Origin of the sequence: Shewanella glacialimarina (assembly GCF_020511155.1) — a bacterium.
Classification (GTDB): domain Bacteria; phylum Pseudomonadota; class Gammaproteobacteria; order Enterobacterales; family Shewanellaceae; genus Shewanella; species Shewanella glacialimarina.
The window spans coordinates 3,860,974-3,876,438 of sequence record NZ_CP041216.1 but is presented as its reverse complement, the minus strand read 5'-3'; the positions used below and the strand labels follow the sequence as shown (position 1 = coordinate 3,876,438).

General features: G+C 41.4%; 11 protein-coding genes. 9 read left to right on the top strand and 2 right to left on the bottom strand.

The window, feature by feature from the left end; genetic code table 11:
- The first annotated feature begins 92 nt into the window (after positions 1 to 92).
- The 4 genes from FJ709_RS16910 to FJ709_RS16895 all read left to right on the top strand — a co-directional run bounded on the left by FJ709_RS16910 (position 93) and on the right by FJ709_RS16895 (position 4,717).
- Positions 93 to 341 carry a YgjV family protein gene (locus tag FJ709_RS16910; RefSeq protein ID WP_226411347.1) on the top strand — a complete coding sequence of 83 codons (249 nt, stop codon included), beginning with the start codon at positions 93 to 95 and terminating at the stop codon, positions 339 to 341.
- Between the two features lie 248 nt (positions 342 to 589).
- Positions 590 to 2,053 carry a catalase KatB gene (gene katB, locus FJ709_RS16905; protein ID WP_226411345.1) on the top strand — a complete coding sequence of 488 codons (1,464 nt, stop codon included), beginning with the start codon at positions 590 to 592 and terminating at the stop codon, positions 2,051 to 2,053.
- A gap of 168 nt (positions 2,054 to 2,221) precedes the next feature.
- Positions 2,222 to 3,394 (top strand): serine hydrolase domain-containing protein, encoded by a 1,173-nt coding sequence (locus tag FJ709_RS16900; protein ID WP_226411343.1) that lies wholly within the window; start codon positions 2,222 to 2,224, stop codon positions 3,392 to 3,394.
- A gap of 444 nt (positions 3,395 to 3,838) precedes the next feature.
- Positions 3,839 to 4,717, top strand: coding sequence for a substrate-binding periplasmic protein (locus FJ709_RS16895; protein ID WP_226411341.1), 879 nt, complete (start codon positions 3,839 to 3,841; stop codon positions 4,715 to 4,717).
- A 55-nt stretch (positions 4,718 to 4,772) separates the two neighbouring features.
- On the opposite strand, the gene FJ709_RS16890 is transcribed toward FJ709_RS16895, so the two are convergent.
- Positions 4,773 to 5,906 (bottom strand): patatin-like phospholipase family protein, encoded by a 1,134-nt coding sequence (locus tag FJ709_RS16890; RefSeq protein ID WP_226411339.1) that lies wholly within the window; start codon positions 5,904 to 5,906, stop codon positions 4,773 to 4,775.
- A 467-nt stretch (positions 5,907 to 6,373) separates the two neighbouring features.
- On the opposite strand from FJ709_RS16890, the gene FJ709_RS16885 reads away from it, so the two are divergent.
- Positions 6,374 to 7,582 carry a class I SAM-dependent methyltransferase gene (locus tag FJ709_RS16885; protein WP_226411337.1) on the top strand — a complete coding sequence of 403 codons (1,209 nt, stop codon included), beginning with the start codon at positions 6,374 to 6,376 and terminating at the stop codon, positions 7,580 to 7,582.
- 100 nt (positions 7,583 to 7,682) lie between these two features.
- On the opposite strand, the gene FJ709_RS16880 is transcribed toward FJ709_RS16885, so the two are convergent.
- Positions 7,683 to 8,789, bottom strand: coding sequence for a CYTH domain-containing protein (locus FJ709_RS16880; RefSeq protein WP_226411335.1), 1,107 nt, complete (start codon positions 8,787 to 8,789; stop codon positions 7,683 to 7,685).
- A 237-nt stretch (positions 8,790 to 9,026) separates the two neighbouring features.
- Here FJ709_RS16880 and FJ709_RS16875 point away from each other — a divergent pair, with 237 nt between their 5' ends.
- The 4 genes from FJ709_RS16875 to putA all read left to right on the top strand — a co-directional run bounded on the left by FJ709_RS16875 (position 9,027) and on the right by putA (position 15,222).
- A complete protein-coding gene (locus FJ709_RS16875) occupies positions 9,027 to 9,707 on the top strand; it encodes a TIGR00153 family protein (RefSeq protein WP_226411333.1) in 681 nt (226 codons plus the stop codon).
- A gap of 24 nt (positions 9,708 to 9,731) precedes the next feature.
- The gene (locus tag FJ709_RS16870; RefSeq protein WP_226411331.1) at positions 9,732 to 11,000 is read left to right on the top strand and encodes an inorganic phosphate transporter; all 1,269 of its coding nucleotides are present in this window, start codon (positions 9,732 to 9,734) and stop codon (positions 10,998 to 11,000) included.
- A 132-nt stretch (positions 11,001 to 11,132) separates the two neighbouring features.
- Positions 11,133 to 11,711 carry a TIGR04211 family SH3 domain-containing protein gene (locus FJ709_RS16865; protein WP_226411329.1) on the top strand — a complete coding sequence of 193 codons (579 nt, stop codon included), beginning with the start codon at positions 11,133 to 11,135 and terminating at the stop codon, positions 11,709 to 11,711.
- 316 nt (positions 11,712 to 12,027) lie between these two features.
- Positions 12,028 to 15,222: a bifunctional proline dehydrogenase/L-glutamate gamma-semialdehyde dehydrogenase PutA gene (gene putA, locus FJ709_RS16860; protein ID WP_226416039.1), complete on the top strand. Its 3,195-nt coding sequence runs from the start codon at positions 12,028 to 12,030 to the stop codon at positions 15,220 to 15,222.
- Positions 15,223 to 15,465 lie beyond the last annotated feature (243 nt).

Here is a 15,465-nt window from a genome sequence, read left to right as displayed (position 1 = left end):
TAAAATCTATAGGTATGTTGAGATGAATTTTAGCATGGAAGATCCACAGACCCAGACTATACTCAATAAAACAGCGTGATAGGGGAATAAATATGGATACAGCAACAGTTTGGGAATGGGTGGGGTATCTTGCTTCGGTAGTGGTGGCGATATCCTTAATGATGGCGAATATAAAAAAACTTCGCTGGTGGAACTTAGTCGGCGCAGCGTTATTTGTTGCCTATGGTTTAGCGATTGATGCTATTCCAGTCGCGTTAGTGAATTTTTTCATTGTGTTAATTGATGCTTATTATTTAGTAAAATTGTATCGCGAGCCTGCAGCGGAACCATCTTCAGAATAACCTTGTTATTTTGCGACAACGCCGAAGCATGCTTCGGCTTTTTATTGCATTTTTAATCGGTTCTTACTTTCTTATATACTCTCCTGATTATCATAATCGATTGTTACTATCTATTTTAATCGTTTTTATTGTTTACTATTATTCTATATTATCGCTTTATACGATAACGACAGCCGAGGGAAACACAATGGCAACCGTTTACGACTTAATCGAACAGTGGTTACTTGAAAGTAATTAGGGGAATATAAATGAGCAATGTAAATTATTTAACCAGTCAAAATGGTGCACCAATAGCGGATGATCAAAACTCTCTTTCAGCAGGTGAAAGGGGGCCTCTTTTACTGCAAGATTGGCATTTGATTGAAAAGCTGGCGCACTTTAATCGCGAGCGTATTCCTGAGCGTATCGTACATGCTAAAGGTACAGGTGTTTATGGCGTTTTTACGCTGACTAAAGATTTAAGTGACTACACCATAGCAGATCATTTTAACGGTGTGGGTAAGCAAACAGAAACTTTTGTGCGCTTCTCTACCGTAGGTGGCGAAATGGGATCAGCAGATGCAGAACGTGATCCTCGCGGTTTTGGATTACGTTTTTATACCGCTCGCGGTAATCATGACATTGTGGGTAATAATACCCCGACATTCTTTTTACGTGATGGTATTAAGTTTCCAGATTTTATCCATACTCAAAAACGTCACCCACAAACTAACCTAAAAGATCCACAAGCCATGTGGGATTTTTGGGCGCACAACCCAGAAGCTATGCATCAAGTCACCATATTAATGTCTGATCGAGGCATTCCTGCAAATTATCGTCAAATGCACGGCTATGGATCACACACATTTTCACTTTGGAATGCCAAAGGTGAGCGCTTTTGGGTTAAGTTTCACTTCAAGTCTCAACAAGGAGTAGTTAATTTAACCAATGAGCAAGCAGATAAGCTAAAGGGAATTGATCCTGACTCTTCACAACGTGACATGGTTGCCGCACTCGCTGACAAAAACTTCCCCAAATGGACGGTTAATGTGCAAATTATGCCAGAGGCTGAAGCCAATACTTATGCTATTAATCCGTTCGATTTAACCAAAGTATGGCCGCACTCTGATTATCCATTGATTGAAATAGGTGAACTTGAGCTGAACCGCATGCCAGAAAACTACTTTGCCGAAGTGGAACAAGTGGCGCTATCGCCAAGTAACTTAGTGCCTGGAGTCGGCGCATCGCCAGATAAGATGTTGCAAGCGCGCTTGTTTGCCTATGCCGATGCCCAACGTTATCGCATAGGGGCAAACTATAATCAGTTACCGGTTAACTGTCCGCATGCAGCTAAAGCCAACCATCATCAACGTGGTGGGGCAATGGCGGGAACTCAATGTCCATTTAATGGTAGTCAAACCGGTGGTGATGCGAGCGCTAACTATGGTCCGAACACCTCGACAACACCATTGCAGGAAGTGACTAATTTTGCTGAGCCACCACTGCGTTTAGACGGAGAAGCAGCACGTTATAGTCGTTACAATCAAGATGACTTTAGCCAGGCGGGTAACTTGTATCGCATGTTCTCAGCGGATGAAAAGCAGCGCTTAATTAACACCATTAGCGGATCGCTTATTCAAGCAAGCCTAGATGTGCAGCAAAAAATGGTCGCACATTTTAGCCAAGCAGATGATAATTATGGCCAGCGCATTGCAAAGGCATTAGGCTTATAGCAAACCCGTTAAGTTAGTGCTGATCGCATTTATATTGGTACATAAAAAGGACTGAAATTATTCAGTCCTTTTTAGCGTGTGCGGTTTGTTATTCGTGCAACTAGGTTGTGCAAAGCTTGCACCCTTAGAAAATAAATTCATTATTGCTATTAAAGTTAAGGATAACCCATGAATCTTCGCGCAGTCGCTACAATTCTGTTCAGTGTTTTGTTATTACTAAGTGGTTACAGCTATAGCAATACCTCCTTGTTACAAGGCGATAATCTTTCTAAAGATGCAAGCATTAAAACAGTACCAAAACCACAAGATATCAATATCTTAATCCAAGCCGCTATAAATGATTCATTGCAGCCATTTAGTGGCAGCGTCATGTTAATCGAAAATGGCATACCACTTCTCGAACTGCAAAAAGGCGAGGGCATTCATCAAGCGTCAAGCTTCGTCATGGCATCACTCTCTAAACAAATCACCGCAACTTTGGTATTACAAGCTGTTGATGCTGGCAAGCTCGGCTTAAATCACTCACTTAATCGTTATCTTTTTGACCATGTAACACTGGATAAAAGAAAGCTTCAACATGGCATTGAGACGAATTCCGATAAAAGTGCATCTTCATTTCTTCCCAACCAATATGATGAAAGAATTACCATACACCATCTGCTTAGCCACACATCGGGAGTGGATGAACTCGGCAAGCCCAATCGATTTGAGCCAGGGAGCCAATTTGAATATTCCAACTTTGGTTATGCGCTTTTAGGTCAACTGCTCGAAAAGGTAAATCAACAATCATTTGCTATGCAGATTGCTCAATTTTCACAGGTTAACAAGCTCAACGGACTTTATGCGCAAGTAGGCAGTATTGAAACCATTCGACAAAACCTGGCTTCGCTGGCTATAGGCTTGAATGAATCGGATGTTATTGCGCCTGCAAATCTGGTTATTGACGCATCATTACTTCCCGCTGGAGGATTGATTGCATCTGCAGCTGCGTTTGCCGAATTTCAGCATCAATTACACTCAGGAAAGCTTATCAGCCCTAAAAGCTATGATCTTATGACACGCTCTCATACCCGTATTAAATTTTTATGGCCGAATATGAGTTATGGCTATGGGCTTAGAATCAATACAGAAGATGGCATCACAGAATACAGCCATACAGGCTACTTACCTGGATATATGTCTATGTCACTTCATTACCCTGAATTCAATTTTGATCTGGTTATGTTAGAAAACCTATCCTTAAATCTAAATGATCTTAGCCGCGTTTTTGAACTTCACACCCAGATACGCCAAGCCATTCGGAGCAATTTATTGCTCACCAAAAAGTCACATCTAATGTGAACTGAGTCAGTTTAGCGATTTAACATGTTCTGCGGCAGCATCGATATGCCGTCCTTGGTCACTTTGGTTGCATTCCAACAAGCCTCTTAACGGAGTTTTAGTGTTAAACATTGCTACCCCTAAACCGATTGTTTTGGTATTAAATTGATTTAAATTTATGTGCTTAGATTCTTCAGGCGGTGTTGCTTTGAAGATGGCCGATACTATAGATGATTAATATTACCAATTGGTAGTGCCAAATTTTCCATTTTATGGTGAGTGTGATTGGCATTTAGCGAGCAGAACGAGGAAGAAAGCAGTACTGGATATACCACCAACTTTGTAGGATAAATATTAAATACTCAACTATGCTTTAGTGACTATTGCTAATAATGGTAATTGATTTCAGGCGCTATACTTTAAGCAGAATAAGGATATTTAGCGTTTTACCCGCACCGAGGTGATATGCAGCTTTTATTATTTTTTCATTTGGTCAAAGGATTGCTAGCACGATTATTGTTGGTATTGTCAGTCGTTTGTTTATTAAGCTTATTTTCGACCCCAACAGTATTGGCTAAGCAAACAAAATCACAATCATCTACGGTATTAAAATTTTGTATAGAAGATACTGAATTTCCACCTTTTAATTATTTTATTCGAGAAAATGGTAAACCTACTGCTGTAAGTGATGGTTATGACATTGAATTATTGGCTTTAGTTTTTTCCTCAACAGCTTTTGAATATGAAATTCAGGTACGTCCTTGGGTGCGATGCTTGCATTCTTTGCGTAATGGTTCGATTGATGCAGCCATGAGTGCATCGCTCAATGCCAAACGAGAAATCGATTTTCGTGCCTCCGAAGCCTATTATTATCTCACGCCAAGCTACTTTTACCTTAAAAGTAGCTTTATCTCAGAACCTATCATTGAAAAATTGGAAGACCTGTCGAAGTACGGTCAGGTATGTGGAATAAAGGGCTTTAATTATGTACAGTTTGGCTGGCCGCCACACTTAGGCCTAATAGAGACTCCCTACATGAGCCATTTGTCAGACATGCTCAAGAAAAATCGCTGTAAATTCTTTCTTGACCGTAAGGAGTCATTTTATGGCACCTTAGCCCTGAAACAACATGACCTTATGCCGCCAGACTTGGTGTCTAGGCCAACACCCAACAATGTAAAAGAAAGTTTTCATATGCTGGTATCAAGAAAGTCATTACATCAAGACATGATCCTTAGCCTTTTTAATGCCTCAGTGCGTAAAATGGAAAGCAGTGGCGAATTGGCTAAATTACTCAACAAGCATCAACAAAAGATCGGTGCTAATCGGTATGCCGAGGAATAATCTCAATCATGGTTTTTTTACATTAATGGTCGGGTGATTTTAATTAGTTGGGCTGTTAATCAAGAAAAAACTCTCTAATAGCGGCTTCTTCTTCCATAGCATCCTGATAGCCTTTGCTAATCAGTTCGCTACAAAATCCGGGTTCAAACAGCAAGTAACTGGCAAAACTAGCGCCGCCTCCCTTACCCGTCGCGCCTGTGGTTTTCATCAAGGATCGCATGGCAAATGGCATGGTATGCACGTGCTTAGCGGCGACTTTATCGAATTCCACCCTAGGATTTAGCGCTAATAAATTAACTGCTCTGACTTCACCTTGTTCAGTATAGGCTACTTGATTTTTAGTGATCCGAATCAGATCGTTCATCCTTAGCATGATATCTACATCATGCTCTAAGCTATCGACAAACGCGCTATTAAATAAGTGCCCTACCATTTGTGCAAGGGAAGGCGAATGGGTAGTGGTTTCACGTTTGGGAATGACTCCCGCGTTACCACTGACCCCTATGACCAAGATTTTATCTGCGCCAAATTTAAGTGCAGGGCTCAGTGGTGCTAGCTGTCTTAAGGCACCATCGCCAAAATATTCTCGGCTAACCTTCTCTGCGGGAAATATTGTAGGAATGGCAGATGAAGCCATAAGATGTTGTACTGCTAATCGTGTAGGCACTCCCACTCTGCGGCCTTTGCGCCAGCCTTTGATGTCTGATTTACCTTGGAAAAAACTGACTGACTCTCCTGATGTGTATCCTGTGGCGTTAATGGCCACAGCATCCAAATAGCCGGCATCAATGCGTTTTTGTATATTTTTAAATTGTATGGTGTGCGCGAGTAGGGCTCTTAAGGGATCATTATTTAAAAAAGCCAACGGACGATTCATGCCAATGCCTTGATTTAGCATGGACGATAATAGGGTGCCGCCACTTTTGAGCAGATCCAATGCTCCCGCTTTATAAACACGATCGACTGTGATGTGTTGCCAAAAATATTCAACCTTTTTAACCGCAAGACGGAAATTGTTAGCAGAAGCCGCCAGACCTACGGCATTAATTGCACCCGATGACGTCCCGCTAATAATTGAGAAAGGGTTGTGCGCATTTTTGTTGTGTAAATCAGCTATCGCCTTAAGTACGCCGACCTGATAAGCACCTCTAGCACCGCCACCAGATAACACTAAGGCTCGTTTGGTCATAGTAAGATCTCTTGTGAGTTATTATCTTCATGAAATGGTTATTACATGCGCTTATTAAAAGTCATGTCACTATATGACCCAGAGCCACCTAGTTATACGACCTAGTACCTTGTAAGCATAGAACAAGTCTCAGGTTATATAAGATTGTTTGCACAATTTTAACAATAAAATATGCTGATTAAATCGGCGCCTCAACATGTATTTTGTCTTATTGATTGAAAGCACGTTGCCGGCAATGAAAGTGCTGGTTTTTTAGCTGGCAGCTTGATGTTGATGAATTGCGTGGTTAATCGTGTTTTGGACTTGGTTCTGGGGAAATGATTTAACTTGCACAGACAAATGTCATCAAGAGGAGAGTTGTATTCGTTAGATGGTGTAGAATAGAGCACTGAATAGGCTGTGAGTGATTATTTATCACCATTTGCGCGCAGCGCAGCTTTAAATTATTTACTGTAAACGAGATTTCAATGTCGAACGTCAATACCCTCGAACTTAATGGCTTTGTGCAACAATGTACCAGTGCTTTAGCTGATAATACGCTGCAACGTTTAGTGTTTTCAAAATACTGTGGCGACAATAAAGAACTTAAGCGTATTGCTATGCGTCCTGTGGAGCTAAAAGGCCAACGGTTGCTGTCTTGTTTATATGAATACCGTACCAATCACATTACTAAAAATGTTGAGCTTGCTGAGGTTGAAACCTTGAGCCAACAATGGCTCGAAAGCGAGTTCCAAAATGCACATTTGATCACCCAAGAGTGGGAGGTTCAACTGAGTATCAGCAAGAAAGGCAAGGTATTGATCAATAAATACCGCAATAAAAATGCGCCTAAAGCCAGTGAGGTCAATACCGCAATTAATAGTGAAGCCGCGCCGCATAATCGTGCTAAAAAACGTTTTGTTGAACAAGACCGTCCTTATTTGCGCGAGTTAGGTATTACTGATGCCAGCGGCGAAATTATTCCTGCGATGTCGCGTAAGTGGAAGCAAATCAATAAATTTATTGAAGTGTTGTCACGGGCAATTGATAACACCGGTCTAGCCAACAATAGTGAAGTACATATTGCCGACTTTGGTTCAGGTAAGGCGTATTTAACCTTTGCTGTGCACGACTATTTTATCGATAAACTGCAGGTGAGCACTCAAGTTACCGGTGTAGAACTTCGCCAAGGGCTGGTCGATTTATGTAATCAAACCGCAAACAAGTTAGCCTTAACCGGGATTAAGTTTGAGCAGGGCGATGTGCAACACTTTAAAGCCCAGGGGATTAACATCATGATAGCCTTACATGCCTGTGATGTTGCCACTGACTATGCTTTGCATATGGGGATTCAAACTGGCGCGGAAATTATCATGTGCTCGCCGTGTTGTCACAAACAAATCCGCCCACAAATGAAAAGTCCGACTTTGCTAGCACCGTTATTACAGCATGGTATTCACTTAGGCCAAGAAGCTGAAATGGTCACCGATGGCCTGCGCGCATTACTGCTTGAAGCCCACGGTTATGATACGCAAGTATTTGAGTTTATTTCACTTGAACACACCAGCAAAAATAAAATGATTTTAGCTCAAAAGCGTACCCAAGCCCGCGACAACAGCGCTATATTGCAGCAAATAGCCGACATTAAAGCTTTCTATGGCATTGAAGAGCAATGCTTAGAAACCTTGCTCGGTTAGATTAAAGCAGCACTGTTTAAGCTGTTTGGATTTAAGCTGTTTGGATTTAAGCTGTTTGGATTTAAGTATTTGACCTAGTCTAGCTTTCGAAAGTTAAGCTTTAGCATGTGAGGTACAGCATCAAGGTGAGTTGCAGTTTACCGTAGCTTTTAAGTTGCCAAAGATTTTCTATACAGGCTAAAGATGAGTGAGCTAGATTTGGTAATTGTGGCGTGCAGTTTGGTATTGCTGTTAAATCGATAATTAGGCGGTTAATAAGTGCCGTTAACGGTTGAGTATCTTGCTTTAATTGCTCACTGCACACTTTATGTTGCAGCATAGCGTGGCTGATCAGCATTATGCAGCGTAATAGTTGCTCAAAGGTACTCAGGTAGAGAGCGGTTCTCGCCAAGGTGTCGGTTAATTGCTGATTGTGTAGTTCATCTAGCGGATGACTTTCGCTATCGATCAGGTTAGCCATGTACTCCAAAGCGCTTTCTAGTTGCAGCCAATGCTCGAGTCCCATTTTGAGTAATGGTTTAAGTGCTTCTGGGGTTATATAAGCTGAACTTTTCAGGTTATCTAATTCAGTAGGCCAGTTAGTATTGAGCTGGTAAGGAGCTCTTCCTGATAATAAATAGCCTGTTAATGCCTTACTTTGCTGACCTAATCTGAGTGGAATATACTCAACTATAATTAAGCCTAATAAGATTAAATCTGCACTGTTACCCTTTATTAACTCAAATTCCAGTTCACTTATTACCCCATTATTTTTAGGGGTAATCACTTCTCCGCTATCTAGCGCGACCTCAATCTTGCTTTGATTGAGGTTTACTATCCAAGTTTGCCGTGTAAAATTTGTGTCAAAAATAGTCATTAGCGCAGAGTTTAGAGCAGCGATTGCGGCGCCTTCTGGCCAAATATGTTCGGGAAATAAAAAAAGATTGGGTGTTTTTTCAGCGGTCGACACATTATATTCAGGGCGACTATGAAGGCCGTTAATAACACTCCCTGCCGTTTTAAGAGTTTGCTCTTGATGGTTTTTTGAGCCGCGGACACGCAAGCCCATATCCCATTGTGCTAATTGTAATGTGCTAGTATCGAAATAATGATTAAATAAAAAGTCACTTTTACAGTAAGATGCATCAGGCAGTTTATTAAGGTTTTTTATTAATGAATCATGGTCTTGGGGAGACACCAACAGTTTCAACTCAATTTCAGCATTCATTGACTTATTACTCACCTTGTAATCAAATATTCATTAATGCGTCATATTTAGTTCACAATGTCACATTTCTGTAATAAAAATCCCTTAGGATTGCACCGCTCAGATAAATTATACTCTGTGCTGCAAGTGTAAATCACAGTAGTGCGAAATTGAAACTACACTGTTTCTTTATGTGGACGCTTGAGTTAGTATGCGCCCGCTTTTCCAAGTTGGAATTAATTAAATAGGTAAACGGCAATGCCAGTAAACTCTATTTTAGGTGTATTTGCAAAATCACCTTTAAAGCCTTTAGAACAGCATATCGATAAAGTTCATGAATGTGCTGCCCTTCTTGTTCCTTTCTTTGACGCCACAATGGCAGGAGATTGGGATGAAGCGGTTAAAATTCGCAAACAAATTAGCTTGCTTGAAAAAGAGGCTGATTCGTTGAAGCGAGAAATCCGCTTAACTCTGCCTGGTGGCTTATTTATGCCGGTTGAGCGCACTGACTTACTTGAGTTGTTAACTCAGCAAGACAAAATCGCCAACACAGCAAAAGACATTTCCGGCCGTGTCATCGGACGTCAATTAGTCCTCCCTAAACCAGTACAAGAGTCGTTCAATGCTTACCTTAAGCGTTGCCTTGATGCTGTTGCGTTAGCAAAACAAGCAATTAATGAACTTGATGACTTACTCGAAACAGGTTTTCGTGGTCGTGAAGTGAAGTTGGTTGCCAATATGATCAACGAATTGGATAAAATTGAAGAAGATTCAGATGATCTTCAAATCCAGGTTCGTCGTCAACTGTATGCTGTTGAGTCAGAATTGAATCCAGTTGATGTAATGTTCTTATACAAAATTATCGAGTGGGTGGGTGGTTTAGCTGACATTGCTGAACGTGTAGGCTCCCGTCTAGAGGTTATGTTAGCTCGTAACTAATCACAAGGTTATCAAGGAAAAGACATGGTTGATGTATTAATCACCAACGGCCCGACGCTAATCGCGCTTGCGGCCACATTTGGTTTTCTGATGGCGTGGGGTATTGGTGCAAATGATGTTGCCAATGCAATGGGAACTTCTGTAGGTTCTAATGCCATTACGATTAAACAAGCGATTATTATCGCAATGATTTTTGAATTTGCTGGTGCTTTTTTGGCAGGTGGAGAAGTCACAAGTACAATTCGAAACGGTATTATTGATGCTGCTTACTTTACCGAACAGCCTGAATATTTAGTTTACGGTATGATTGGTTCACTACTTGCGGCGGGTATTTGGTTAGTTGTTGCATCAGCTTTAGGCTGGCCTGTATCGACCACTCACTCAATTATCGGCGCTATCATTGGTTTTGCTGCGGTAGGTGTTAATGTTGATGCAGTTGCTTGGGGTAAGGTAGTTGGAATCGTAGGCTCTTGGGTAGTTACTCCTGCTATTTCAGGTTTCATTGCTTATACCATCTTCCAAAGTGTGCAAAAACTGATTTTTGATACAGAAGATCCATTGGGTAATGCCAAACGTTATGTGCCGTTTTATATGGCATTGGCTGGCTTTGTGATGTCACTTGTGACTATCACTAAAGGCTTAAAACATGTTGGTTTACATTTCTCTACTTTAGAAGCTTACTTACTCGCTGCTGCTATAGCAGTTGTTGTGGGTCTTTTAGGTAAAGTTGCCATTTCTCGTTTAAAAATGAGCGAGAAAGCGGACCGCCAAACACAATTTGGTAACGTTGAAAAAGTGTTCGCAATTTTGATGGTTGTTACAGCATGTTGCATGGCATTTGCCCATGGTTCAAACGATGTAGCTAATGCTATTGGCCCATTAGCGGCTGTGGTGTCAGTTGTTGAAAGTGGCGGTGTTATTGGTTCTCAAGCTGTTTTAGCATGGTGGATCCTTCCGCTAGGTGCTGTCGGTATTGTGTTAGGTTTAGCGATATTTGGCCAACGCGTAATGCAAACTATCGGTAAAAACATTACTCATTTAACACCGAGTCGTGGTTTTGCTGCTGAGTTAGCTGCAGCTTCAACGGTTGTACTTGCTTCAGGAACAGGTTTACCTATTTCTACAACACAAACCTTAGTGGGTGCTGTGTTAGGTGTGGGAATGGCGCGTGGTATTGCTGCAATCAATATCGGTGTGGTTCGTAACATCGTAATATCTTGGGTAGTGACTTTACCAGCCGGTGCAGGCCTATCTATCGTGTTCTTCTACATAATTAAAAGTATCTTTAGTTAATAATAGAAGTTAATCTCGACTTAAGAAGGAAGTCATATGACTTCCTTCTTGCATTAATGGGATTAAGTAAATAGCATTAATGGGATTAAATAAATAACATGATTGCTATTTGATAGCGTTAGGGAAAAGGCTGTGTTGAAAGTCATTAATTTTTTTGCTTTGTTATTGTTGTCGTTGAGCGTTAATGCTCAAACGTCTTCACATTATATTTCAGATGATGTGTTTACCTATATTCACGGTGGACCCGGCACTGATTTTCGTATTATTGGTAGTGTAGAAGCGGGTCAGCCTATTCAGTTTTTAGGTAAGACAGAGGGTGAGTATTCTCAAATTATCGATAATAAAGGCCGTGAGGGCTGGGTTCGTAGTGCGTTTGTTACCGAACAACCTAGTTTAAGAGAGCGTTTCCCTCAAGTTGAGCAAGAGCTTATTAAGGTTAATGAGCAACTTAATCAAATCTCATTGGGAACCGATAATGTTAGTCAAGACTTCGAGTTAGCCAAGCAAAAAGTGACAGAGCTACAATCTGCCTTAGAAAAAGCCTTAGCTGAACGTGATACCGCCCAAGCTAAAGTGGATACGACTAAACAAGATCAACAATATCAGATGTGGCAACAAGGTGGCATTATTGCTGGTATTGGTGCGCTAATTGGGATCATTTTAGTGTATTTACCCCGTCCTCAGCTGCGTAAAAAGAGTCGATGGATGTAACTAACCGACAATATATCAAATTTTCAAACAGAAAGGCTAACATATCATGTGTTCGCCTTTTTTGTTTTTTAGCATTGTAAGGTGCTGATAATTATGAGTAAATTTTGTTCCTGACATTATCATTAAGTTAGCTAATATTAAACAGGTAAACCTTCTGCTACATTTTATGTGCACCGAAGCGAGTTTATGGGCTAATAGAGAGTGTTCTTGATCACATTTTGATTGTATACTCGCCCGAATCGTACATTGTATACAAAATAAAATGCTGTAATGTACGTCACACCCATTGGTTTTTACCCTCCTTCAACTGACCATGATGGAAGCGATTATGATGTTCAAAGCGAGTGAAGTACTGGGCGGTCGCTATGACAACGCCACTCTCGAAGAATTGTTTAAAGCAGTTACTGACAATTACATTGTTGATGAAGAACAGTATCTAGCAGAGTTAATTACGCTGGTGCCTTCATCCGATGAAGAAATTCAGCAGGTGACTCGTCGAGCACATGAATTGGTGACTAAAGTTCGCCAATTTGAAAAGAAAGGCTTGATGGTTGGTGTTGATGCATTCTTACAACAATATAGCTTAGAAACCCAAGAAGGCATTATTTTAATGTGTCTTGCCGAAGCCTTATTGCGCATCCCAGATGCTGACACAGCCGATGCATTGATTGATGATAAGTTATCTGGCGCTAAGTGGGATGCACATATCAGTAAAAGTAGCTCTGTACTGGTTAATGCCTCTACTTGGGGATTAATGCTGACGGGTAAAATCGTTAAGTTAGATCGAAAAATAGATGGTACTCCAAGCCATTTGATTAATCGTCTAGTTAACCGTTTAGGTGAGCCTGTGATCCGCCAAGCTATGCTTGCTGCGATGAAGATTATGGGTAAACAGTTTGTACTTGGTCGCAATGTTAAAGAAGCATTAAAGAATAGCGAAGACAAACGTGAAATGGGCTATACCCACAGTTATGACATGTTGGGTGAAGCTGCGTTAACCGCTAAAGATGCACAAAAATATTTTACCGATTACAGTCATGCTATTCGCGATCTCGGTGCGCAGGCATACGATGAAACTGACGCGCCAAGACCGACTATTTCAATTAAACTTTCAGCGTTGCACCCACGTTATGAAGTGGCCAATATTGACCGCGTATTGACTGAATTATATGACACCGTTATTAAGCTAATAGTGCAAGCTCGTGAGCTGAATATTGGCATTTCAATTGATGCTGAAGAAGTTGATCGTTTAGAGTTATCTTTAGCTTTATTCAAAAAGCTGTATCAATCAGAAGAAGCAAAGGGCTGGGGCTTACTCGGTATTGTTGTTCAGGCTTATTCTAAGCGTTGTTTACCGGTATTATGTTGGATTAACCGCCTTGCTAAAGATCAAGGTGATGAAATTCCGTTGCGCTTGGTTAAAGGTGCCTATTGGGACAGCGAGCTTAAATGGGCTCAACAAGCGGGTGAGGCAGGTTATCCGCTTTATACGCGTAAAGCGGGTACCGATGTATCGTATTTAGCCTGTGCACGTTTTTTATTATCCGAATCAACTCGCGGTAACATTTACCCACAGTTTGCCACCCATAATGCACAAACCGTCGCTAGCATAGACGCTATGGCGGGAGATCGCATATACGAGTTCCAACGTCTACACGGTATGGGACAAGAGCTTTATGACACTATGCTTGCAGAAAGTGGTGCTAAAACGGTGCGTATTTATGCGCCAATTGGTGCCCACAGGGATTTACTCCCATACCTAGTGCGCCGTTTATTAGAAAACGGTGCTAATACATCATTTGTGCATAAGTTGGTCGACCCGAAAACCCCTATCGAGTCTTTAGTGGTACACCCTTTGGTGACTCTAAAAGGCTATAAGAGCTTTACCAATCATAAGATTGTTAAACCGGCGGATATATTCGGTGCTGAACGTAAAAATTCTAAAGGATTAAATATGAACATTATTTCAGAGTCTGAGCCATTTTTTGCTGCAATCGAGAAATACGCTCAAACACAATGGCAAGCAGGCCCATTGGTTAATGGCAAAACCTTAACCGGTGAAATGCGAGACGTAGTTAGCCCATTTGATACCACTAAAATGGTCGGTAAAGTGGCTTTTGCTGATAGCCAAGCGATTGAAACTGCTATTGCATCAGCTGAGAGTGCTTTTGCTCGCTGGTCACGTACTCCAGTTGAAATCCGTGCCACTGCATTGCAAAAACTGGCTGACTTATTAGAAGAAAATCGTGAAGAGTTAATTGCACTTTGTACCCGTGAAGCGGGTAAGAGTATCCAAGACGGCATTGATGAAGTCCGTGAAGCAGTTGACTTTTGTCGCTATTACGCGGTGCAAGCGAAGAAAATGATGGCTAAGCCAGAATTGCTTCCTGGCCCAACAGGTGAGTTGAATGAGTTGTTTTTACAAGGCCGCGGTATATTTGTGTGTATCAGCCCTTGGAACTTCCCATTAGCGATATTCTTAGGTCAAGCCAGTGCGGCATTAGCTGCGGGTAATACCGTTATTGCTAAACCTGCTGAGCAAACTTGCCTAGTGGGTTATCGCGCGGTTCAGTTAGCGCATGAAGCGGGTATTCCTACCGACGTGTTGCAATTCCTACCAGGTACTGGCGCGACAGTAGGGGCTGTATTAACCGCTGACGAGCGTATTGGTGGTGTATGTTTTACTGGTTCTACCGGTACGGCTAAGCTAATTAACCGTACTTTAGCAAACCGTGATGGTGCAATTATTCCGTTAATTGCCGAAACCGGTGGCCAAAATGCGATGGTGGTGGATTCAACTTCACAACCTGAGCAAGTGGTTAATGATATTGTGTCTGCCTCTTTCACCAGTGCCGGTCAGCGTTGTTCAGCATTACGAGTACTATATGTACAACATGATGTTGCCGATCGCGTAATTGAAGTGATGAAAGGCGCAATGGAGCAATTAACCATTGGCAACCCAAGTTCTGTGAAAACAGATGTGGGCCCGGTAATTGATGCGGCGGCTAAAGCTAACTTAAATGCCCATATCGATCATATCAAGCAAGTGGGTAAATTAATTAACCAACTTGCGTTACCTGCAGGGACTGAAAATGGTCACTTTGTCGCCCCGACAGCGGTAGAGATTGATTCGATTAAAGTGTTAGACAAAGAACATTTTGGCCCAATCCTTCATGTTATCCGTTTCAAAGCGGCTGATTTAGCTAAGGTTATCGATGAAATTAATAGCACGGGTTATGGATTAACCTTAGGTATTCATAGCCGTAACGAGGGTCATGCTTTAAATCTTGCTGATAAAGTAAATGTGGGTAATGTGTACATTAACCGCAACCAAATTGGCGCGGTAGTAGGCGTACAACCATTTGGTGGTCAAGGTTTATCTGGTACTGGTCCTAAAGCGGGTGGTCCACACTATTTAACCCGTTTTGTTACCGAGAAAACCCGCACCAATAACATTACCGCTATTGGTGGTAATGCGACCTTGTTATCGTTAGGTGACTCTGACGAATAAGTGTTAACCGCTTAATGTTAGTCACAATAATGCCCGCAATAGCGGGCATTATTGTTTATTTTATTCTACAACTCAGTTTAGCCATACTTTATGGCAGGGTAAGTGTGAGAGTGGAATGGTATTTTTGTTACATGATTGGCTATATTAGTGGTGTTTTGTTTAATTATTGAGCTATCTTTGTAAAAAGTTGGTCGGAAGGAAAGAAGTCTAGACGTCTGTGTTGCAATTTAAAATAACTTCTCT